The sequence below is a fragment of the Chryseobacterium jejuense genome, assembly GCF_900100075.1.
Classification (GTDB): domain Bacteria; phylum Bacteroidota; class Bacteroidia; order Flavobacteriales; family Weeksellaceae; genus Chryseobacterium; species Chryseobacterium jejuense.
Map to the genome: position 1 here is coordinate 39,378 of NZ_FNEG01000005.1, position 20,874 is coordinate 60,251.

The window sequence follows — 20,874 nt, forward strand, 5'->3', positions numbered from 1 at the left end:
AGACTTTATCTACAAAATCTTTAAATTAAAATTTCACTATTTTCGTAAAAAAATAACCTTACAGCAGATGAATACTAAGAAAAATGTTTTGGAAAAAATGTCTGACCGGGAACTTGAGCAATACATACAACCTAACAGTAAATTCGTTCCTCAAGCTATACAATATGCTTATGAAATATTACAGTCAAGAGGAAGAACATTTACAACTGAAGAACAGAATCACATTAGTTCCCTTATTTCTACAACTGGTAAAAGCGAAACCATAATACACCCCAATCATACAAAAGCTTCCAATCTTATCTACTTATCTGGAGCTATGGGAATTGCCGGTTTAATCTGGACATCAGAACAGTTAAATTCAGGCTTGGCAATCTTCATTTCTGTAGCGGTCATTGCTTTTGTTTTTGGAACCGGATATATGATAGGAAAGGGAAATGTAATGTTCAAATATCTATTCCTCTTTCTTTTTGCCATCGGCATCCTTGGAATACCTACAATAATAGCACACTTAAGTACAGATCCTATTCTAGCAATAGTAAATGTTTTACAACTCATTCTTCAAACATGGGCTGCTATACTTCTTTTAAAAATTCCCAGAACTAAAAAAGGATAAACATTTCACATGGAAAACCTTCTTACCTACATCCGTTCTCTTACCTCATTTTCAGATGAAAGCTGGAATTTACTTCAACCTGCTCTCACTGAAAAGCAGTACAAAAAGAATGAATTGATCCTAAGAGAAGGTGAAGTATGTAAATCTTTATTTTACATTGATAAAGGATATTGTAAATCTTACTATGAAATAGACGGCGTAATAAAAAACACAGACTTCTTCTTTGAAAATGAAATTGCTACCCATATCAGCAGTTTTGGAAGCGAGAAGCCTTCGGAATTTAATATGGCTGCCTGTGAAGAATTGCATGTTGTAATTTTTGATAAAGAAAAACTATTCAAAATTGCAGAACAACACATCGAAATAGAATCACTGGGACGACACTGTATTCGTCAGTTTGCTTCTAAGCAGGAAGAGTTTTCTAATCTCTTCAAACTATATTCCGCTCAGGAAAGACTGGAATATCTTGAAAAAAAACACCCTGAAATGCTGCAACGTATTCCTCTTACTCAACTGGCATCATTTCTGGGAGTAGCAAGGGAAACTTTAAGCAGGATCAGGAAACGGAGAATTTCTCAGTAACAGAATGATTTTGCTCTAAAAAAACACCAATAACCACCATGAATATCAATGAAATAAAAGAAATAGCTCTCACCTCGAAACCTCTGAAGAAAAAAGAACTGAGTGATAAAATAAGAGAATTAAAGGACAGCGGAATTTCCTTTCTAGGATGTTTTGCATTTACCCAACATAATCAACAAATTTCTACTTTAGAAGCCAAAAATCTGACATTGGAACTTGATGCTTTTACAGATAAAGAAAAAACTGAATACAATGGATATCATAATTTGATGATGGAAGATTTTAAAGAAGAAGACTAATACCTTATCACAAAAATGGACAACAGAATTCAGGAAATCAAAAATAAGATAGAAAGACCTGCTACAGAATTTTTTACCGGTGGCTTCAGACCTCTGAATGTTTTGGAAGAATCATGGATCGGACGGGTATTTGCCTATGCTGAAGATGAAGAGATTCCTTTGGATAAAAATGGAGATCCAATGATACCACTTATTCAGTTTTACCTTCCCAACCAACCTTTTGTGCCGGAACTGATAAAGAATAAAAAATTAATTACCGTATTTATCTCTCAGTATTTTCCGGGAATGCTTGAAAAAATGGGTGATCATTGGGTCATCCGGGAATATGATGATTTGGAAAATATAGTCATCAAGGATTTACAAAGTCCGGTTTCTTATTTAAAACCATTTCCACTACGCTCCGAATTATATCCTAAAGACGCCCCTGTATGGGATGGTGGCGGAATTGAGGATATAGACTACCGTTTAATCTCTGACATTGTGGAACTTGAAAGAGAAGGGCTTTTCAACAGTTATTATGATATCATTAAGCACAGTTACAGAACTAAATTGGGGGGCTATCCATCATTTTGCCAGCCTGGTATCGGGTTTAAGGATGGTTTTGGAGAAGGCTTCGAGTTTGTTTTTCAGGTTTCCTCAGACGGTAAGGCTAACTTGAATGTGGTTCATAGTGGCAGCCTTATGTTTGCAAAGAATAAGGAGACCGGAGAATGGAGTTTGTATTATGATTTTTATTGAGATCATCTCCTATTTTAAAATTCACCTATCTATAATCAATAAGGATTGATTTCACTTACATTTTTATACTATGAAAACAGATTTTTTTCTAGAAATTGACCATTACATCAGTGGTTTACTTGCCCCTGAAGATCAAGCACTAAAAGATACGATTACATCTCTTGACACAGAAGGTCTTCCCCAACACAGTGTCTCTGCTAATCAAGGAAAATTTCTACAGGTCATGACGATGGCATGTAACGCAAAAAAAGTTTTGGAGCTGGGAACTTTAGGTGGCTACAGTACAATCTGGCTGGCCCGTGCTTTACCCGAAGAAGGTAAAATCATTACCATTGAAATAGATCAGCATCATGGAAAAGTTGCTCAACAAAACATTGAAAATGCAGGACTCTCAGACAAAGTAGAGTTTAGAATTGGTAAAGCATTAGATATTTTGCTCCAAATGGTAAATAGCAACAATGAAAAATTTGATATGATTTTTATTGATGCAGATAAACCTCCCTACACAGAATATTTCAAGTATGCTCTTCAATTATCACGTCCCGGAACAATGATTATATTGGATAATGTAATCCGGGAAGGAAAGATTCTCAATACCACTAGCCAGGATGAGAAAGTACAGGGAGTTCAAAGGTTAAATAAATTACTGAGTACCACTGAAAATGTGACAGCCACAATTCTTCAGACTTTTGGAGCGAAAGAACATGATGGGATGGCTATTGCGGTGGTTAATAGGGTTGATTGATAAAAAAAATAGAACTAAAATATATTGAATATTATTATTAAAACAGTTTCGGCGCGGCCTTTGGCCGCGCCGAAACTACTTACCATCCTTTACGGTTTTCCGTAATACATTTTCCATTGTGATCACTACTTTTGAATACTCAATTTCAGAATTAAACTGAATTATATATTAATTGACATTCTAACCTGAAAATCTTATTAAAATGAAGAAGGCATTCTTAATTGCTACATTATGCATATTAGCAAGTTGTGGCAATGAAAACAAATCTGAACCCTCACAAATAACCAATGAAGTTCAGCCCATACAATCAAATTTAGAACAATTAAAAACCGAAGCTTCGAGACTTAGAGGCGGAGGTTCTGTTAGTAATGTTGAATTAGAAAATGGAAAAGCAACTATAAGCTATGTAAAAAACTATGCAGAATACCAACAACTAAATCCACAATCTAAATTAACTGAGAATGATCTCAGAGAATACTGGTCAACCGGACATGCAATTCAAAAAGCACTTATTTCAGGATCTGGAGCAATCTTGAAAAAAAATAATTTTATTAATGAGGTCGAAATAATACTACCCTTTGAGAATAAAATCTATAAAATTGATGTAAAAAAAACAGAGCTAGAAAAATTTACTGGAAAAGATTTTTCACAAATCACAAACAACTGGACAAAAGATTTTGTTGACCCTTATGTTTATGATAAGGCAGGAAGAGAACTTTTTTTCAATAAATTTGGTTCTAAAAACTGATGCAGGTATAAAAAAATATACTGTTAATATTATTCAAACAAAAAACCGCGCCTTCCGGCGCGGTTTTCCTATATAAAATTCAGTAATTAGAATTTAAGATCTCCATTCACTTCTCTTACTGCATTAGCAGCTTCAGCGAATTTCAATTGTTCTTCAGCAGTAAGCGTTACGTTTACAATTGATTCTACTCCGTTTGCTCCGATAATAGCAGGAACACCTAAGCAGATATCATTTTGACCGTATTCACCTTCAAGCATTAATGAACAAGGGATCATTTTCTTTTGGTCACAAGCAATGGCCTGAACCATTACAGAAACAGCTGCACCTGGTGCATACCAAGCAGAAGTTCCTAGTAATTTAGTAAGAGTAGCACCTCCTACTTTAGTTTCTTCAATTACATATTTTTGTTGCTCTTCATCTAAGAACTCAGTTACAGGAACACCATTTCTTGTAGCTTTGCTCAATAATGGAAGCATCCCTGTATCACTGTGAGCAGCGATCACCATACCGTCAACATCAGAAATTGGAGCTTCTAATGCTTCAGCCAATCTGTATTTGAATCTTGCAGAGTCTAATGCACCACCCATTCCGATGATTTTGTGCTTAGGAAGACCAGAAGTTTTGTGTACTAAATAAGCCATAGTATCCATTGGGTTAGAAACCACAATGATGATTACTTCCGGAGAATGTTTTACTAAGTTTTCAGTAACTTCTTTCACGATACCAGCGTTGATACCGATTAATTCTTCTCTTGTCATTCCAGGTTTTCTTGGAATCCCTGAAGTAATTACTGCTACATGAGAACCTGCAGTTTTACTGTAATCTCCTGTTGTTCCGGTAATTTTTGTATCGAATCCGTTAAGCGATGCTGTTTGCATCAAATCCATTGCCTTACCTTCAGCAAAACCTTCTTTAATATCTACCAAAACTACTTCTGAACAGAAGTTCTTCATTGCGATGTATTCCGCACAGCTTGCTCCTACAGCGCCTGCACCTACTACAGTTACTTTCATATTGTTACTTTTTTAATTATTTATTTGTTTAGTTACTATTTAATTTTGAAACTTCCCAAATTTAATAAATCCTGAAAAAATGAGCAATTTTTCAGAAATTTTATTAGAATTAAAAGGAATTAGTTGACATTCAGTAAAAAACCATATAGCTTTTTCGCGCCAGACAGCACTTCATCATACTTTTCCTCTGCCACTTCAGTATCCAGAACCTCCTTAAAATTCTTCCACATAGGTCCTGTATTCTCCTGATAACATCCGAAAAAGTTAAAAGTCACCGCATCAAAACCTTCTGTTTTAGAAAGCTGTTTAGCAATCACATTTCCGCCCAATGTAGAACCTTCAATCACATACATTGCTCCTAAAGCTTCATGTTCATTGTCAAATTCAAGATGGTGGGAAGCTGATTGATTTTCCAGAGAAAGACTTGCAAGATCCTTTTCGATAAGAGGAAGTTTCTTTCTTTCGGCAAGCTGAAGTTTATCAGCATACTTATCAGAAAGACTGTTGAATATTTTATCTTCACTGTGAAGAAGCATCAGATAATTGGTATGGATGATCTTTTTATAATCTTCTAACGTGAAGGTTTTATTAAAAATCTTTTCAGAATTAAAAAGTTTCTCGGCTGCATCGTGATAGTCTGCTGTGTTTTGTTTAAGATATTCTGATACCATAATAACATTTTAAAAGTTTCTCAAATGTAAGGTTTTTTAAACGTTAAAATAAACGATGTACCATCTTTATTGCTCTTATAATCTATATTTCCACCTATTCTTTTCATAATACGATGTACGATGGAAAGTCCTACTCCGTTTCCTTTGAATTTCTTTGCATTATCCATTCTATTGAAGATTTTAAACATCTTATGCTTTTCCTCCTCAGGAATACCAATTCCGTTGTCTGAGATTCTGTATACAATGGTTTGCCCATCTTCTGTACCTTCAATTTCTACCTTAGGCTGATCTTTATGAGAAGAATATTTTACTGCATTATTAATGATATTCAAAAACACCTGATGAAGCATTGTTTTATCTGCCAAAACATCAGGACATTCCTTAATGATAATTTCACTTTTGGGACTTCCATAAGTGATTTTAGCATTATCCGAGATCTTTTGAATGGTATTGCTCGTTTTCAGGGTTTCAAGCTGTATTTCGCTATGCTTTGCACGACTGAGCTGCAGGACATCCTTCATCATTTCTGCCATACTGTCGATCTCCTCAATAATGGTATTGATTTTCGTTTTACTCTTTTCAGAGCCATCCGTAAGATTTCCCAGAAGCATTTGTGCATTCAGTTTCATAACTGTTAAAGGAGTTCCCAGATCATGAGAAATCGTGTAGGAAAAACTGTCGAGTTCTTCGTTCACTTTTTTAAGCTCATCATTCAGCCTTTTAATGGCATTATAATTCTTGTGAGAAGTTTCTAAAATAAGATCTCTCACAGCCTGTACAGCACTTATATTTCTGGAATTCCATCGTTTGGAATGGCCTTTTATGTTTTCTGTGAAAATACGGAATGAGGTTCTTGGAGAAATCATTTGTCGCTCTTCTCCATTTTGAGAAAATACCCCAATTTTCTTTTCCGGGTTTCCTGCCCAGTCAATATGTTCATCAAATTCTTTTCGGAACCAGATCAACATTTCATTTTTATCTCTTTCAATAAAATAAATAATAATTCCGGCTGCATTTTCAGACAATTTCAGATCCTTGCTATGATTTTTAAGGAAACTTCGGTTCACATAAATTCTGTCACTTGTATTTTCCAAAGCCCAGTTTACAATGCTGCTGATACAATCCAATTCTGGAGTTGCTCCTTCAGTAATTATATTTTCATCGGACACAATGGCAAGACCATCTGCTTCCGGTAAATTCATGATCTCTGTTTTGCTCTCCCATAGAGAATCAAAGAGGTTATTATGCTTTAAAAATCCAGTTTTAAGCTCAGAAATTCGTTCACTCAGTTCTAAGCGATAGTTCAGTTCATTCTTTGATTTAAAAGAGGAATATGCATTCGCTGCCAATGCCGTGAAAATTCCAGCTTGTACCCTATCTTCAAGGTCTATATGCTTAGCTTCCACATTCTGACAGGTTACCAACCCCCAAAGATGATTATCAATAATAATCGATACGCTGAAACTGGAAGAAACTCCAGAATTCTTAAGGTATTGTCCATGAACAGGAGACATAGCTCTTGATGCAGAAAGGCTCAGATCGATATTTTCAACGGTTTTGCTTACAATAGGAACCGTCTCTTCATAGACGTTGCTGAAAATTCTTTTCCTTTTCTTAAGATAAAGTTCTCTTGCCTGTTTCGGAATATCAGATTCAGGATAATGAAGTCCCAGGAAGCTTTCCATATCCTCATTCTTCTTCTCTGCAATTACCTTTCCGGAGCCGTCCATCATAAATTTATAGACCATTGTTCTGTCATAATTTACAACTTTAGAAAGCGTTTCCAGAAGATGATTCCAAAGTTCCTGTTCATCATCTATCACATAGAAATTATCATATTTATTGGAAATCCGCTTATCCGGATTAATCAGAACTTCTTCAAATTCAAGGAAAATATACCCACTGCTTCTGAAAACAGAAAAGTGATATTCTCTTTCATCAATAAAGATTTTATCAAAATACGTTTCATTTTCCCGTCTGGTAAAATGGTCTAAAGAAGTGTAAATATCCGAATCAATAATGTTCTGAAAACTTTCCGGGACATCCGTAAGCTTTCTTCCGAATAACCCATCCTGGTTTCCGATTTTAAAAATATCTGATATATTCCTGCTGAAAAAAGTAATGGAACGGGATTCCGCATCAATGCCAATCAGATAACCAAAACTTTGTATAGAGCCTGGAATATGGATAGGTTCTTCATGACATTCTACAAAATTCATATAATCTTTCAGTCTATCAACCAAATATAGGGCTTTTTTTTAACTGTTTTAGCTTGTGAGGTATTTAATTTTCAGGCTCTTTTGAGAGGTAATAGGCAGCCAAAACAAACTTTTTTCATTGAAAAATTATCCATTTTAACCCCATTTTTATATGATATCTCTAAAATATACGAAATTTTTTCCAATAACAGTGTTTTCAACCATTAAACCATGATTCATAACATGAAATACTGCTTATCAGCCAAAATAATTATGTTATTTAAACAATTTTAACTAAATTTATATCACCAAATAATGAATATGAGTAGTAAACAATTGAATTATTCACAATAAATTCAATATAAATTTTAAATTCAAATAATACTATTATGAAAAAGTTCCCATTAATTTTATTTTCTCTTGTCCTTTCAATAGGATTATGGAATCCGTCTGAAGCGTGTACCCGCATTGTCTACAAAGGTCCCCAAAACACTATTCTTACAGCCCGCTCTATGGATTGGCGTGATGAAATTCCTGCTAATATCTGGGTTTTTCCAAAAGGAATAGACCGCAATGGCCAAACCGGCCCTAAATCAGTAAAATGGACCTCCAAATACGGAAGTGTGATCAGTTCAACCTGGGACATCGCTTCTGCAGATGGAATGAATGAAAAAGGATTGGTAGCCAATATGCTATGGTTAGGAGAATCTCAATATCCAAAATTCGATCCTAAAGGAGGAAAAAAGGGACTTGCCATCTCTCTATGGGCACAATATTATCTTGACAACTTCTCAACTGTAAAAGAAGCTGTGGAGTTTTCGAGAAAAGAATCATTCGTAGTAGTTAGTGACAATATTCCGGGAACAGAAAGATTTACCACCATTCACCTTTCTCTTTCTGATGCTTCAGGAGACAATGCGGTATTAGAATATATTAATGGAAAACTAGTAATTCATCATGATCCGTCTTACACGGTAATGACCAACTCTCCTATTTTTGACGAGCAGCTTGCTCTTAACAACTACTGGAAAGGGATTCCGGGAACAGTAATGCTGCCGGGAACCAACCGTGCTGCAGACCGATTTGTAAGAGCTTCTTATTATATTGATGCTATTCCAAAAACTGCCGATACCCGCACTGCTGTAGCCAGTGTATTCAGTGTCATCAGAAACTGCTCTGTACCGTACGGAATTTCTTCACCCACAGAACCTAATATTTCTTCTACAAGATGGCGTTCTGTTTCGGATCAGAAGAATCTGGTTTATTATTTTGAAACAGTTTTCACTCCAAACACATTCTGGGTAGATCTTAAAGATTTTGATCTGAGTGTAAAAGGGAAAGTAATGAAACTGGATCTGAGCAATTACCAGACATATCACGGTAAATCAAATACTGATTTCAAAGAAACTCCATCTTTCAAATTCTTAGGTTTAGAATAAAAATTCAGACTTAAAATAAAGATTTAATCTTAGGTTTTTCTTTGAAAGAATACCAAAGTTCAGTAAATCCTGAAAAATGATGTCAGGATGAGAGATAAGATCATTTCCTTCCTCTGGAGAAGCATACGGAAGGAATTAAGCACCAAAAGTTTTTATCATGTATAGGCACGTTCAGTGCATTACCTCAACTTTTCAAGATAGAGACAGGAACTTTTATGCTTACATATATTTCAAAAAGCAAAAATTAAATAAATAGATATGGCCTTTTTTTCATTAAAAAAGAGAAGTCTGATTCTGTGTATTCTCATGGGCTGTTTTACAGCCAATGCACAAATACAGGATTCTCTACAGACCACACCAAAACCACAGGAAGAAGATAATGTAAAATATCCGCAGCTTCAGATCAAAGGGCTTTTTCAGGCACGTTATCTGGTAGGAATGAGCAAGGATGTTGATGTAAACGGCCTGCATCATTCTGACGGATCGGGAACCAGCAATAATTTCATGCTGAAATACATGAGGGTTCAGGTAAGAGCGCAGATCAGTAAACGTACGGAAGTTGTTGCATTGGCTAACCTCGCCGATTTTAAAAATGATCCTAAAAGCAGAGTTCTTGAAAATGCTTACCTGAAATATACTTTCAGCCCCAAGTTGGCATTCACTGTAGGACAGTTCAGACCCTGGTTCGGTATTGAGGAAACTTATCCTATCGATATTATCAAATCTCTGGACTGGTCTAATCAGTATTCTGAATTCGGGAAACTGGGCTGGACAAGCTTCCAGATCGGGCTTTCTGCCACAGGACAGGTAAAATTAGGAGAAATCCCACTTCAGTATGCTGTGTCTGTAGTCAATGGAAACGGAAAAAACCAGGTAAATGACAATGACAACGGAAAACAATATTCTACCCGCTTACTTTTCGGACTATCCAAGAAATATAATTTCAATGTGGGGCTGAATGGTGGTATCGGTGAAGTTTTCAGCAAAAAAGTATATGCTGTAGGGGTTGACCTCAGCTCAATGGTTCAGTTTGATCCGAGATGGAGTCTTGATATGCAACTGGAAGCTAAGCAAGCGACCAACCACGTTCTTTATAACTCTATTGCACCTGAAGTAAGACCTGATAATCCAGATCAATATCTGATTCGCGGGGTATATTTCCTTCCAAATCTTAGATACGAGATTAACCACAAAAACCTAAGTGCTTTTGAACTGTCTTGCCGATATGAATATCTGGATACCAACTTCAGAATGGCATCCAACCCAAGACAAACCATCACTCCAATGGTTGGGCTTGAATTCCTGAAAAACTACGGGGCAAGAATTCAGCTGGGCGTACAGTTCGACCGCTACAAATATCAGGTAGAAAATACCAATCAATACAATAACAACCTGTTTATTGTGCAGGTACAAAGCAGATTTTAAGGATTAAATAGAATATTATGAAAGAAATTAATATTAAAAACGTCGCGATCACATTTGTCGTTGCGTTAATCATCTGGTTCATTCCAGCGCCCGAAGGGGTTGCTCAGAATGCATGGCATCTGTTTGCCATCTTTGCAGCAACCATTTTAGGAATTATTCTGAAAGCCGCCCCTATGGGAACGATGTGTATGATGGCCATCGGATTTACAGCGCTTACACAAGTGGTCGCTCCCGGTGATGCCGGAAAATCTATTACCAAAGCACTTTCCGGATTTGGAGATAAAGTGATCTGGCTGATCGGGATTTCATTCTTTATTGCCAGAGGGTTTATCAAAACAGGACTTGGAAACCGTATTGCCTTTTTATTCATCAGAGTTTTCGGTAAAAGTTCATTAGGTCTTGCTTACGGATTAGGACTTGCAGACGTTTGTCTGGCTCCGGCTATTCCAAGTAATACCGCAAGAGGTGGAGGAATTATCTACCCGATTATGAAATCTATGGCCATAAGCTTTGATTCCGTTCCTGAAAAACCGGAAACCCATAGAAAGCTGGGTTCATTTTTAACATTGAACAGTTACTATATGAACCTCATCGCTTCTTCTATGTTCTTAACCGGAACAGCAAGTAACCCGATGTGTCAAAAGTTTGCGGCTAACCTTGGTATCGATATCACATGGATGTCTTGGGCTGCAGCAGGTTTTGTACCTGGTTTGGTAGCATTCTTCGTAGTTCCTTTGGTTTTATACAAATTATACCCGCCTGAATTGAAAAAAACAGGAGATGCCCCGAAAATGGCTGCTCAGAAACTAAAAGAAATGGGACCTATTTCCAAAAATGAATGGTTGATGCTATTGGCATTCTTTATCCTTTTATTCCTTTGGATTTTTGGGGGAGCGCTTTCTATTGACGCTACAACTACCGCCTTTATCGGATTAACTTTATTGCTATTAACCTCAGTATTAACCTGGGAAGATGTAAAAAGTGAAAAAGGAGCATGGGATACCATCGTTTGGTTCGCTGTTCTGGTGATGATGGCAAGTTCTTTGAATGAATTGGGCTTCATTGGCTGGTTCAGTAACCTTATCAAGATTCAGATTGGTGGATTGAGCTGGCAGGTAGCCTTCCCGGTTATTATTGTCGTTTATTTCTTCAGTCACTATATTTTCGCCAGTGCTACCGCTCACGTAGCTGCTATGTATGCAGCTCTTTTGGGAGTTGGTGTTTCTTTAGGAATTCCACCTATGTTGTTGGCTATGATGCTAGGTTTCATGGGATCTATTTATGGGGTACTTACTCATTATGGCCACGGCCCTGCTCCTGTGTTCTTCGGTAGTGGATATGTAGATCTGAAAGTCTGGTGGCTACGAGGTCTTGAAATCGGAATCGTACTCTTAATTATCTATATGGTTGTAGGAGGCCTATGGATGAAAGTTTTAGGATATTATTAATTATTAAATCAACTCTATGTTATCAACATTGTCAAGAAAAATGCTGATGTGCCTTACAGGACTCTTTTTGGGATTCTTCCTGTTAATTCATTTCCTCGGAAATCTTCAGCTTTTTCTCCCTCAGGAACAGGCTCATCTGCAATTCAATGCCTATTCGCATTTTTTATCAGGAAATATCATTATCAAAATAGTTTCTTACGTTTTGTATGCCAGTATTATTCTGCATGCTGTAGATGGACTTATGATCACGCTGAAAAATAAAAAATCCGGTGGTGATTATCAGAATGACAGACGTGGAAGAGCCAGCAAATGGGCTTCCAGAAATATGGGTATCCTCGGAACCTTAATCCTGATCTTCCTGGTGATTCATTTTCAAAACTTCTGGTATGTCTATAAATTCGGAAATCCACCATTGGATGAGAATGGAAATAAAGACTTATATATTTTGGTAGTAACGGTATTTAAAGAATGGTGGTACGTAGTTATTTATGTACTTTCTATGATTGCTTTATGCTATCACCTGATCCACGGATTGTACAGTTCCGTAAGAACCCTTGGATTATACCATCCGAAATTCGTGAAATGGGTTAAAATCGCTGGAACGGCCTACTCTATCATTATCAGTTTAGGTTTTGCCCTGATGCCTGTTTATGTATACTTTACTTATCATTAAAAAGACCTCATCATGATTTTAGATTCAAAAATACCACAAGGCCCATTGGAACAGAAATGGGCATATTATAAAAAGAAAGCCAAGCTTGTGAACCCGGCCAACCGTAAAAAGCTTGATGTGATTGTTGTAGGAACAGGTCTTGCGGGAAGCTCTATTGCAGCTTCTTTAGGAGAAATGGGCTATAATGTGAAAGCATTCTGCTTTCAGGACAGCCCGAGACGAGCACACTCTGTAGCCGCACAAGGTGGAGTGAATGCAGCAAAAAATTATAAAAATGACGGTGACAGTGTTTACAGAATGTTCGTAGACACCCTAAAAGGGGGAGATTTCAGAGCCCGTGAAGCCAACGTGTACCGAATGGCAGAATGTTCTTTAAACCTCATCGATCAGGCTGTAGCACAAGGCGTTCCTTTTGGACGTGAATATGGCGGTTACCTTAATAACCGGTCTTTCGGTGGAGTTCAGGTAAGCCGTACTTTCTATGCCAGAGGACAAACCGGACAACAATTGCTTTTAGGAGCTTACCAGGCTTTAATGAGACAGGTTGGAAAGGGTTCTGTACAATTATTTTCAAGACATGAAATGCTTGATTTAGTCACTATTGATGGCAAAGCTAGAGGAATTATCGTAAGAAATTTAGATACCGGAGAAATTGAAAGACACGCTGCTCATGCTGTCATCCTGGCAACCGGAGGTTATGGAAAAATTTATTACCTATCTACATTAGCGATGGGATGTAATGGTTCTGCCATCTGGAGAGCCCATAAAAAAGGAGCTCTAATGGCTTCTCCAAGCTGGATTCAGGTTCACCCTACTTCTCTTCCGCAATCCGGAGATTATCAGTCTAAATTAACATTGATGTCTGAATCATTGCGTAATGACGGCAGAATCTGGGTGCCTGCAAAACAGGATGAAAACAGAGCTCCCAATGACATTCCGGAAAATGAAAGAGATTATTATCTGGAAAGAAGATATCCGGCATTCGGGAACTTAGCGCCAAGAGATATTTCATCCCGTGCTGCTAAAGAAAGAATTGATGCAGGATTCGGAATCGGGCCTTTGAAAAACGCTGTTTATCTTGATTTTTCCAAGGCAATTAAAGAACAGGGAAAAGATAAGATCAAAGAGAAATATGGAAACTTATTCGATATGTATCTTAAGATCACCGGATATGATGCTTACAAAGAACCGATGATGATTTCCCCCTCTGCCCACTTCTCTATGGGAGGCCTTTGGGTTGATTATGAACTGATGACTACCGTTCCAGGATTATTTGCATTGGGAGAAGCTAATTTTGCGGATCATGGAGCTAACAGACTAGGAGCAAATTCACTGTTGCAAGCCTCTGTTGATGGTTATTTTATTGCTCCATATACCATTGCCAATTATTTGGCTGATGAAATTCACACCGGAAAAATTTCACCGGATGCTCCTGAGTTTGAACAGGCTGAAAGTGTTGTTAAAAACCAGATTCAGGATTTAATGAATATCAAAGGAACCAAAACCGTTGATTACTTCCATAAAACATTAGGAAAATTACTGTATGATTATTGCGGACTGGCCAGAAATGAAGAAGGACTGAAATATGCCATTCAGGAGATCAGAAAACTAAAGCAGGAATTCTACAGAGATGTAAGAGTTTCAGGACAGGGTGATACAATGAATGCTGAATTGGAAAAAGCAGGTCGTGTTGCCGATTATTTTGAGATTGGAGAACTAATGTGCTACGATGCTTTAACCCGAAATGAATCATGTGGTGCCCACTTCAGAGAAGAATACCAGACTCCGGATGGAGAAGCCATGAGAAATGATGCAGAATATCAGTTTATCTCTGCATGGGCATGGGCAGGTGAAAATGGCGAACCTGAATTGGTTAAGGAACCTTTAACCTTTGAAGAAATACAGCCAACGGTAAGAAGTTACAAATAAAAAACAAAAATTATGGATTTACACCTTAAGATATGGAGACAGAAAGACAAACAAAGTGAGGGAAAACTGGTTAATTATGACCTTAAAGGATTAAATTCTCACATGTCTTTCCTTGAAATGCTGGATACTTTAAACGAAAAGCTGATCGTTGAAGGAGATGAGCCTGTAGAATTTGATCACGACTGTCGTGAAGGGATCTGTGGACAATGTGGAATGATGATTAACGGTATTGCTCACGGTCCTTTAAAAAATACAACGACCTGCCAGCTTCACCTGCGTTCTTTTAAAGACGGGGAAACGATCTTGATAGAACCTTTCCGTGCAGGAGCATTTCCCGTGAAGAAAGATTTAAAGGTAGACCGTTCTGCTTTTGACAGAATTATCTCTTCCGGTGGTTTTGTATCTGTGAACACCGGCCAGGCTCCTGATGCTACAGCTATTCCGGTTACCCACCAGACGGCAGAGGAAGCTTTTGATTCTGCTGCGTGCATCGGATGTGGTGCCTGTGTGGCCACCTGTAAAAACGGAAGTGCTGCTTTATTTACGTCTGCAAAAATTTCTCATATGGCATTGCTGCCTCAGGGTAAAGAAGAAAGAAGCAAACGTGTTCTGGATATGGTTTCCCAGATGGATACTGAACTATTCGGGCACTGCTCCAATACGGAAGCCTGTGAAGTGGAATGTCCACAAGGAATCTCTGTTCTGAATATTGCCAGAATGAATTTTGAATACAACAGAGCCTTATTTTTCAATAAAAAAGGGAGATAAACAAAGAACGCTAAAAATGATACTGTGTGAAAGGGCGAATTTGCAAATGCAAGTTTGCTCTTTCTTTTTTCGGCTTTGCTGTCTATTCGTTCATCATCGCGGATTATCAGTAATATGATAGCTAAAAATACCTTCCAGCTTCCTGCTTTTTAAAACATCTTCGGAATCATCATCTTCTTCGGATCATTTTCATCATACATAATCTCTATAGTTCCTTTTTTAGGTACAGAGGAAAGATTCAAAAGGCTTACAATTTTTTTATAGGTTGCAATATGTTCATTCCCTCTGAAATCTTTGAAGCTCACCTGAAACATAATCTGCGGTTGGTCGTTAATGATAACACCCGTTTCACTGACACTGAGAATATGAGCTTCCGTATTTCTTCCGGCAAAGAGAATACGTTCTTCATTTTTATTCTTAAAAAACTTCCCTACAATCAGTTGAAAAACTAATACATAAATAAGAGTCATCACTCCACTGAAAATAATCGGATGCATGAAAGTGAGAAACTGCCAGCCAAAATCAAAGGATTCCCGTCTATAAAAATAGGTATACAGACCGATGATATAAGCGATTAACAATACAATAAACACAATTCTTAACATCATTCCCGATGCATTGAAACCAACCTTCTGGTCATTTAAAATGAAATAAGGTTCCTGTGAAACATTAGGATTCAACAATACCTTCACGTGATTTCCCACATCAAACCTTTTTTCCTGGGGTTTGGAATCATGAAACATCATCTCATGCTCAATCTGGGTATTCCTGAGATTAGGAAAGGAAAGAACAATCTGAATGGCATTCATATTGGTTTTCGGAGAGTATTTTAAAAGCTGATAACGCATCACTTTTGCGTCTCTGGGAATACCGTTTCTTAAAATGGAATGAATAGTACTCCTCTGTTTAAAGGTTTTAATAAAAAGAGTATTAATAAAGAATACGAGAATATATCCCCATATTAATAAAGAAAGACCGAGAAATCCATAGCTTACTGCTAATGAATTTCTCGGTCCTGTTATGACCTCCTCCGTCATCATATAAATGAAAATCGGGAAAGGAACACAGAAGAAAAAGAGGAAAGCTCCCCAAAAAACAATCATAAACTTCATAACTGCTATTTTGTAATCAGCAATAAAGTTATGATATTATTTAATGAATTGATCTCTATTATACTTCTTTTTCGAAATACAATCTGTAGTATTTCCCTTTATCATCCTCTCCCATCTCAAGTTTTTGACGGTCTCCATGGATGTAAATATGGAAATTCTTATCTAGTTTGATAATACTTTTAAAGTGTCTTTGCGTTTTTTTCACCGCAGCTTCACTGATTGGGAATTCTTCTGCAATATTCACCTGCATATCCTGTTCGTAATCGGTTTTAAAGTTTACAAAACTTTCAATCACATGCTCGTCTCCCAATACTTCATTGGCAAATTCATCCAGTTTGAACTCTTCTTTTTCTTTAAAGAAGTTGATGGATTTATTCAAGAAATCTGCCTGATCTGCTTTTGAAACCTCAAATTCCTGTGGAAGCTGTTTCGTGATATAATCTTTGTAAACCATCAAAGCTTCCTGTGTGTGGAAGTACTCATCATCACGCTGTTTTACTTTTAAGAAATCTTCGAACCAGTAGTACATATCTCCGTTTTTGTTGTTATCAACTACGGAAAGCACATATCCTGTATCCTTATTATTGTTGTAGATTAAAGCAGCTTTATCAATTTTGGATAAACCGATTCCCTGATCCTTTTCAATATCAAATGTTTCTTCTGCAGGATTAATTTTCAGGAATGATTCTCTTTTCTCTGTTTTAAAGATCCCGATCTTGTCAACTCTGTCCGGACGGTCACTTTCGTCTTCAAAAAGTACAATAAACAATTCTCCACTCTGAACTCTTGGATTTTCAGCGGCTTCGAAAAGGTGTTTTGCAATATTCTCAGATTCCCAGATAAACTTAGACTTATCTTCAAAAATTTCAGATACAGCACTGTAAATCGGGTTGTTCACCAGATAGGTATCACTGTAAAAATGAAAAGTTTCTTCTGACTTGAATGATCCTAAAAAGTAATCCTCAAGCATTTCTGCCATTCCTTCCTCCAACTTCAATTCCTCCTGGGAAAGCGTTAAAGAATCTCCGTTAATCTTATTTCCGACTCTGTGTACTATGATTTTTGAAAACATCTTCTGAATATTTGGACTGCAAAGATATTCATTCTATCCTTTCTATGAAACTTAAAAACAGTATTGATTGTGATGATTTTTTTAACACTTTAGTTCACTTTAGAAGATCAAAAATAATACTGCAGAAAAGACCACTAAAGATGAAAATCTTAGATTTTCAAAACTTAAGTGTACTTCTTATACATAAACCTTTTCACTTAAAATAACTTAAGTGTTATTAGACTTTTGTGACTTTTGTGGTTGATATCAAAAATAGCTAATGCTGTTAAAAGATCTGTTTCTCCCAATTTGATAAAATCCTTATCATTTTGAAATGTTTTTTCTTATTTAACAACTCTAAACAAAACAATCAATTTATTCATTTTCAACACATTAAATAAAATCCAATTTCAAAGGTACACCATTGGCATCATTACTTTCAAAACATAAAAAAATGGACTTGAAAACATTGAACAGAATAGACAAATTAAGAAGATTAAAATCCAAAGGACCACAAACTCCTAAATGGCTGAAACCTTATCATCTTCTTTTTATCGCTTTTTTAATCATTTTCATGTTTGGAGCCTTCATCAAACTGTTGGAGCAAAACCACATTTAACACAATATATATATACTATGAACTATTTACAGGCTGTAAAGGAAATCACAGAACTATTTCCTGACTTTGAAACGGAATTGAATAAAACAAAAAGTCCTAACTCATACAGTGTGATCCGGACTTTCATGGAACGTATTAAAAATATGATCCGCCAGAATGACAGTAACCTGCTATTCAAAAGTTTACAAAAAATAGACAAAATGTACATTCATGGTGACACGCTGTTAAAAAATGCTATTGAGAACACTTTTATTTACTCTCTGGACAATTTTACTGCGTTCTGCAGCAAAGAATACCGTCAAATGATCTTCAGTCACATTTCTTCTGACCTGAAAAACAGCTATTCGAGACAAATTTACAGTCATGGTTTATAAAGTGTTTATTACATTTTTAAACGGTTTCATTACAAAGTGTTTAAATTAAACAAATTTAAAAATAACTCACAATCAATAGATTATGAAAAATAAAATCAGAAGAATTTCCGACTGGAAAACCTTGAAAACAACCACTAATAGACACAATACAGAGATATTACTCACCCACATCGCTGTAATTGTAGGCGTATTTATTTTTGCGGCATGTCTTTAAATTTTGGTATACATTTCGCTGTAATATAAAGTGTTTGAAAAATTCTTAATTATGATGAAAGTACAAATGCAAACTATTAATCAAAAAATAGCTGTTGAATACTTAAAATTTTTCTATCCGCGACTTCGCAATGAAATCATACAGTTGTCTGTACAGGATAACTTTGCAGGGATCATGCAGGCGACCGTTAATTATCTGAAAGGTCTGTTGCTGGAATCGAAGATCAACATTATTGCCCATCACATTAAATTGATGGACGGAATTTACAGAAATGGAAATTCCTATGTAAGAACAATGATCGAAAATATCTTTGTAAGATCTTTTGAAAGCTTTAAAAAACATGCTAAGATTGCTCATTGGAAACTTCTTTATCAGTATATGCCGGTAAGTTTCCAGATTATTTATAACGAGCAGCAGAAGCAGGATCAGATTTACTTTGGAAAATAGCTAGTGCTAAAATAACTTTTAAATTAAAAGGCAAAGAAAGCTAGAGAGATTGAATTTCTCAATTCTCTTGACTTTCTTTGCCTTCTTTGTATATCAACGGCAAAAAATATGGACAGCCTTCTATGTTCTGTATCTGATAAAAACAGAACAATTTCGCAGTAAAGAAATTTATTTCTTCACAAATACCTTCTCAATGATCTGAGCTTCCTCTTTTTTCAGTTTTGAGGTTTTCTCAATCTTTGCGATAAAAGTTGCTACTTCTTCAGGTGTTGAAGGTGATCCCAAATTTTCTCCTTTGGCATTAAATGAATCCGCCAGCACCTCCCCTTTTGGATTTAAGATCAGCCAAAACGGAAGCCCGGCATTTTCACCTTTGTATTTATTCATCAATTCCTGCCCACCGGGATTTTCAAGAGATTTCTTCTCTCCTCTTTCCTGAACATCCACATAAGCGGTGACAAATCTATCCCCGAAAATAGACTGTGTTTCCGGAAGGTTCATATTCTTCTCCATCATCTTACACCATTTGCACCACGAAGCATGAAATACTAATAAAACATTTTTCTTACTTTCTTTAGCCTCAATAGAAGCTTTATTTAATACAATATCAGCTTTTTCCTGTGCTGCACCCAGCTGAAACAGCAATAACGCAACAACTACAATAATTTTTGAATATTTCATTGAATTTATTTTATGCTGTACGAATGTAGGAATTTTTCTCTTTGATACCCACTGAAATTCACCGTATAAAATCTTTATTTTACATGATCATTTTTTGTAATTTCGTTTCAAGTAAATTCATATTATTTTCAATTTTAATGAGTAAAAATGATTGAAGTAAAAAAATATACTAATCAGGCAGTAGATCCTGAACCTAGAAGAGTCATCAAATATACTTTGTTCTGGTGCAATAACGGAACTGCTGAAATTCTCATTGACGAGAACATTTTTATTCTGAAAAGCAGCCAAGCCATTACTATTACTTCCGGGCAGTTTCACCAGCTGATCTCTGTGGAAGGTGAACTTTTTGCCCTTGAATTTACACTGGATTTTTTCTGCAAAAGTGACAGTGATATTGAATTAATTTTTCACAACGGATTATTCTGCCATTTTGGGATGAATGAAATGATTACCATTCAGCACCCTACATTTTTTACAGATACACTCAACCTTATCGAAAAGGAAATCCAGGAAAAACCCTATCAATATCTGATTTCCACTCATTCTTTGGTAGAATTATTATTGGTGGAGATTAACCGCAGTAAAATAGCCAATGGCGATGAAATATGGAAACCGGATGCTTTGTTTTTAAAGTTTTTAGAAAGTGTCCGAAATAGTTTTTCAGATAATCATCCTGTATCCTATCATGCTGATGCATTGGCAACCACTGAAGGTAAACTAAATGAGGTTTCTAAACTTCATACCAATAAGACTGCCCAAAACGTCATCTACAGCCTTACGGTTTCCGAAGCCAAAAGATTATTGCTTTATGAAAAACTGAGTGTAAAGGAAATTGCTTACCAACTTGGTTTCAATGATCCTTTTTATTTCTCAAACTTCTTTAAAAAACATACCACCCTTTCTCCTAAAGATTATCAAAAGTTAGTAAAGAATTAGCATAAGTAAGGAAGCGGGAGGATGGAAGCGGGAAGCTTCTGAAGTCTGTACAAACATCTTTATTGTATTAAAAATAATAGGAAATCAAAGCTTATATTTTCCAGACACGTATCTCGCAACCCGAAACCCAACCAAATATTACATCCTTTTC

At 36.3% G+C, this 20,874-nt stretch carries 23 protein-coding genes; 17 read left to right on the forward strand and 6 right to left on the reverse strand.

What is annotated here, in order from left to right:
- Nucleotides 1-67 precede the first annotated feature (67 nt).
- From BLS98_RS15320 to BLS98_RS15345, 6 genes are all read left to right on the forward strand, one after another.
- The gene (locus BLS98_RS15320; RefSeq protein WP_139166136.1) at nucleotides 68-613 is read left to right on the forward strand and encodes a hypothetical protein; all 546 of its coding nucleotides are present in this window, start codon (nucleotides 68-70) and stop codon (nucleotides 611-613) included.
- 9 nt (nucleotides 614-622) lie between these two features.
- Nucleotides 623-1,195, forward strand: coding sequence for a Crp/Fnr family transcriptional regulator (locus BLS98_RS15325; RefSeq protein ID WP_089737394.1), 573 nt, complete (start codon nucleotides 623-625; stop codon nucleotides 1,193-1,195).
- Between the two features lie 38 nt (nucleotides 1,196-1,233).
- Nucleotides 1,234-1,494 (forward strand): hypothetical protein, encoded by a 261-nt coding sequence (locus BLS98_RS15330; RefSeq protein WP_089737395.1) that lies wholly within the window; start codon nucleotides 1,234-1,236, stop codon nucleotides 1,492-1,494.
- Nucleotides 1,495-1,509: 15 nt separating this feature from the next.
- Entirely contained in the window at nucleotides 1,510-2,232 is a 723-nt protein-coding gene (locus tag BLS98_RS15335) for a YwqG family protein (protein ID WP_089737396.1), read from the forward strand.
- A gap of 70 nt (nucleotides 2,233-2,302) precedes the next feature.
- Nucleotides 2,303-2,977: an O-methyltransferase gene (locus tag BLS98_RS15340; protein ID WP_089737397.1), complete on the forward strand. Its 675-nt coding sequence runs from the start codon at nucleotides 2,303-2,305 to the stop codon at nucleotides 2,975-2,977.
- Between the two features lie 202 nt (nucleotides 2,978-3,179).
- Nucleotides 3,180-3,725 carry a hypothetical protein gene (locus BLS98_RS15345; protein ID WP_089737398.1) on the forward strand — a complete coding sequence of 182 codons (546 nt, stop codon included), beginning with the start codon at nucleotides 3,180-3,182 and terminating at the stop codon, nucleotides 3,723-3,725.
- Nucleotides 3,726-3,811: 86 nt separating this feature from the next.
- Here BLS98_RS15345 and BLS98_RS15350 read toward each other — a convergent pair whose 3' ends face one another.
- From BLS98_RS15350 to BLS98_RS15360, 3 genes are all read right to left on the reverse strand, one after another.
- Nucleotides 3,812-4,738, reverse strand: a complete 927-nt coding sequence (locus tag BLS98_RS15350) for a malate dehydrogenase (RefSeq protein ID WP_089737399.1) — start codon at nucleotides 4,736-4,738, stop codon at nucleotides 3,812-3,814.
- Between the two features lie 119 nt (nucleotides 4,739-4,857).
- The gene (locus tag BLS98_RS15355) at nucleotides 4,858-5,409 is read right to left on the reverse strand and encodes a biliverdin-producing heme oxygenase (RefSeq protein WP_089737400.1); all 552 of its coding nucleotides are present in this window, start codon (nucleotides 5,407-5,409) and stop codon (nucleotides 4,858-4,860) included.
- 20 nt (nucleotides 5,410-5,429) lie between these two features.
- Nucleotides 5,430-7,628, reverse strand: a complete 2,199-nt coding sequence (locus BLS98_RS15360; protein WP_089737401.1) for an ATP-binding protein — start codon at nucleotides 7,626-7,628, stop codon at nucleotides 5,430-5,432.
- A 368-nt stretch (nucleotides 7,629-7,996) separates the two neighbouring features.
- Here BLS98_RS15360 and BLS98_RS15365 point away from each other — a divergent pair, with 368 nt between their 5' ends.
- The 6 genes from BLS98_RS15365 (at nucleotide 7,997) to BLS98_RS15390 (ending at nucleotide 15,289) form a co-directional block, all read left to right on the forward strand.
- Nucleotides 7,997-9,046, forward strand: a complete 1,050-nt coding sequence (locus tag BLS98_RS15365) for a linear amide C-N hydrolase (protein ID WP_089737402.1) — start codon at nucleotides 7,997-7,999, stop codon at nucleotides 9,044-9,046.
- Nucleotides 9,047-9,304: 258 nt separating this feature from the next.
- Nucleotides 9,305-10,471: a porin gene (locus tag BLS98_RS15370; RefSeq protein ID WP_089737403.1), complete on the forward strand. Its 1,167-nt coding sequence runs from the start codon at nucleotides 9,305-9,307 to the stop codon at nucleotides 10,469-10,471.
- 17 nt (nucleotides 10,472-10,488) lie between these two features.
- Nucleotides 10,489-11,919, forward strand: coding sequence for an anion permease (locus tag BLS98_RS15375; RefSeq protein WP_089737404.1), 1,431 nt, complete (start codon nucleotides 10,489-10,491; stop codon nucleotides 11,917-11,919).
- A gap of 16 nt (nucleotides 11,920-11,935) precedes the next feature.
- Nucleotides 11,936-12,592, forward strand: a complete 657-nt coding sequence (locus BLS98_RS15380; RefSeq protein WP_089737405.1) for a succinate dehydrogenase cytochrome b subunit — start codon at nucleotides 11,936-11,938, stop codon at nucleotides 12,590-12,592.
- Between the two features lie 12 nt (nucleotides 12,593-12,604).
- On the forward strand, nucleotides 12,605-14,521 hold the full coding sequence (locus tag BLS98_RS15385) for a fumarate reductase/succinate dehydrogenase flavoprotein subunit (protein WP_089737406.1): 1,917 nt from the start codon (nucleotides 12,605-12,607) through the stop codon (nucleotides 14,519-14,521).
- 12 nt (nucleotides 14,522-14,533) lie between these two features.
- Complete coding sequence (locus BLS98_RS15390) at nucleotides 14,534-15,289, forward strand: succinate dehydrogenase/fumarate reductase iron-sulfur subunit (RefSeq protein WP_089737407.1); 756 nt, start codon at nucleotides 14,534-14,536, stop codon at nucleotides 15,287-15,289.
- Between the two features lie 149 nt (nucleotides 15,290-15,438).
- Here BLS98_RS15390 and BLS98_RS15395 read toward each other — a convergent pair whose 3' ends face one another.
- Together BLS98_RS15395 and BLS98_RS15400 are read right to left on the reverse strand one after the other, a co-directional pair.
- Nucleotides 15,439-16,401, reverse strand: a complete 963-nt coding sequence (locus tag BLS98_RS15395; RefSeq protein WP_089737408.1) for a hypothetical protein — start codon at nucleotides 16,399-16,401, stop codon at nucleotides 15,439-15,441.
- A 58-nt stretch (nucleotides 16,402-16,459) separates the two neighbouring features.
- Nucleotides 16,460-17,473: a nucleoid-associated protein gene (locus BLS98_RS15400; protein ID WP_089737409.1), complete on the reverse strand. Its 1,014-nt coding sequence runs from the start codon at nucleotides 17,471-17,473 to the stop codon at nucleotides 16,460-16,462.
- 433 nt (nucleotides 17,474-17,906) lie between these two features.
- Here BLS98_RS15400 and BLS98_RS23385 point away from each other — a divergent pair, with 433 nt between their 5' ends.
- The 4 genes from BLS98_RS23385 (at nucleotide 17,907) to BLS98_RS15410 (ending at nucleotide 19,106) form a co-directional block, all read left to right on the forward strand.
- The gene (locus BLS98_RS23385; protein WP_167356241.1) at nucleotides 17,907-18,071 is read left to right on the forward strand and encodes a hypothetical protein; all 165 of its coding nucleotides are present in this window, start codon (nucleotides 17,907-17,909) and stop codon (nucleotides 18,069-18,071) included.
- A 17-nt stretch (nucleotides 18,072-18,088) separates the two neighbouring features.
- On the forward strand, nucleotides 18,089-18,445 hold the full coding sequence (locus tag BLS98_RS15405; RefSeq protein WP_089737410.1) for a DUF7674 family protein: 357 nt from the start codon (nucleotides 18,089-18,091) through the stop codon (nucleotides 18,443-18,445).
- A gap of 82 nt (nucleotides 18,446-18,527) precedes the next feature.
- The gene (locus BLS98_RS23680) at nucleotides 18,528-18,659 is read left to right on the forward strand and encodes a hypothetical protein (protein WP_262487356.1); all 132 of its coding nucleotides are present in this window, start codon (nucleotides 18,528-18,530) and stop codon (nucleotides 18,657-18,659) included.
- 51 nt (nucleotides 18,660-18,710) lie between these two features.
- Nucleotides 18,711-19,106 (forward strand): DUF7674 family protein, encoded by a 396-nt coding sequence (locus BLS98_RS15410; RefSeq protein ID WP_089737411.1) that lies wholly within the window; start codon nucleotides 18,711-18,713, stop codon nucleotides 19,104-19,106.
- Nucleotides 19,107-19,274: 168 nt separating this feature from the next.
- Here BLS98_RS15410 and BLS98_RS15415 read toward each other — a convergent pair whose 3' ends face one another.
- Nucleotides 19,275-19,787 (reverse strand): thioredoxin family protein, encoded by a 513-nt coding sequence (locus tag BLS98_RS15415; protein WP_089737412.1) that lies wholly within the window; start codon nucleotides 19,785-19,787, stop codon nucleotides 19,275-19,277.
- A gap of 147 nt (nucleotides 19,788-19,934) precedes the next feature.
- Between BLS98_RS15415 and BLS98_RS15420 the strand changes: the two genes are divergently transcribed.
- Nucleotides 19,935-20,723 (forward strand): helix-turn-helix domain-containing protein, encoded by a 789-nt coding sequence (locus tag BLS98_RS15420; protein WP_089737413.1) that lies wholly within the window; start codon nucleotides 19,935-19,937, stop codon nucleotides 20,721-20,723.
- The last annotated feature ends 151 nt before the right edge of the window (nucleotides 20,724-20,874 follow it).

Excerpts from the sequence above, each read along its gene's own strand:
- BLS98_RS15415 (WP_089737412.1), bottom strand. The coding sequence starts at position 19,787 with ATGAAATATTCAAAAATTATTGTAGTTGTTGCGTTATTGCTGTTTCAG.
- BLS98_RS15370 (WP_089737403.1), top strand. The coding sequence starts at position 9,305 with ATGGCCTTTTTTTCATTAAAAAAGAGAAGTCTGATTCTGTGTATTCTC.
- BLS98_RS15390 (WP_089737407.1), top strand. The coding sequence starts at position 14,534 with ATGGATTTACACCTTAAGATATGGAGACAGAAAGACAAACAAAGTGAG.
- BLS98_RS15375 (WP_089737404.1), top strand. The coding sequence starts at position 10,489 with ATGAAAGAAATTAATATTAAAAACGTCGCGATCACATTTGTCGTTGCG.
- BLS98_RS15350 (WP_089737399.1), bottom strand. The coding sequence starts at position 4,738 with ATGAAAGTAACTGTAGTAGGTGCAGGCGCTGTAGGAGCAAGCTGTGCG.
- BLS98_RS15420 (WP_089737413.1), top strand. The coding sequence starts at position 19,935 with ATGATTGAAGTAAAAAAATATACTAATCAGGCAGTAGATCCTGAACCT.
- BLS98_RS15360 (WP_089737401.1), bottom strand. The coding sequence starts at position 7,628 with ATGAATTTTGTAGAATGTCATGAAGAACCTATCCATATTCCAGGCTCT.
- BLS98_RS15405 (WP_089737410.1), top strand. The coding sequence starts at position 18,089 with ATGAACTATTTACAGGCTGTAAAGGAAATCACAGAACTATTTCCTGAC.
- BLS98_RS15385 (WP_089737406.1), top strand. The coding sequence starts at position 12,605 with ATGATTTTAGATTCAAAAATACCACAAGGCCCATTGGAACAGAAATGG.
- BLS98_RS15410 (WP_089737411.1), top strand. The coding sequence starts at position 18,711 with ATGATGAAAGTACAAATGCAAACTATTAATCAAAAAATAGCTGTTGAA.
- BLS98_RS15325 (WP_089737394.1), top strand. The coding sequence starts at position 623 with ATGGAAAACCTTCTTACCTACATCCGTTCTCTTACCTCATTTTCAGAT.
- BLS98_RS23385 (WP_167356241.1), top strand. The coding sequence starts at position 17,907 with ATGGACTTGAAAACATTGAACAGAATAGACAAATTAAGAAGATTAAAA.
- BLS98_RS15320 (WP_139166136.1), top strand. The coding sequence starts at position 68 with ATGAATACTAAGAAAAATGTTTTGGAAAAAATGTCTGACCGGGAACTT.
- BLS98_RS15330 (WP_089737395.1), top strand. The coding sequence starts at position 1,234 with ATGAATATCAATGAAATAAAAGAAATAGCTCTCACCTCGAAACCTCTG.
- BLS98_RS15400 (WP_089737409.1), bottom strand. The coding sequence starts at position 17,473 with ATGTTTTCAAAAATCATAGTACACAGAGTCGGAAATAAGATTAACGGA.
- BLS98_RS15335 (WP_089737396.1), top strand. The coding sequence starts at position 1,510 with ATGGACAACAGAATTCAGGAAATCAAAAATAAGATAGAAAGACCTGCT.
- BLS98_RS15395 (WP_089737408.1), bottom strand. The coding sequence starts at position 16,401 with ATGAAGTTTATGATTGTTTTTTGGGGAGCTTTCCTCTTTTTCTTCTGT.
- BLS98_RS15340 (WP_089737397.1), top strand. The coding sequence starts at position 2,303 with ATGAAAACAGATTTTTTTCTAGAAATTGACCATTACATCAGTGGTTTA.
- BLS98_RS15345 (WP_089737398.1), top strand. The coding sequence starts at position 3,180 with ATGAAGAAGGCATTCTTAATTGCTACATTATGCATATTAGCAAGTTGT.
- BLS98_RS15355 (WP_089737400.1), bottom strand. The coding sequence starts at position 5,409 with ATGGTATCAGAATATCTTAAACAAAACACAGCAGACTATCACGATGCA.
- BLS98_RS15365 (WP_089737402.1), top strand. The coding sequence starts at position 7,997 with ATGAAAAAGTTCCCATTAATTTTATTTTCTCTTGTCCTTTCAATAGGA.
- BLS98_RS15380 (WP_089737405.1), top strand. The coding sequence starts at position 11,936 with ATGTTATCAACATTGTCAAGAAAAATGCTGATGTGCCTTACAGGACTC.
- BLS98_RS23680 (WP_262487356.1), top strand. The coding sequence starts at position 18,528 with ATGAAAAATAAAATCAGAAGAATTTCCGACTGGAAAACCTTGAAAACA.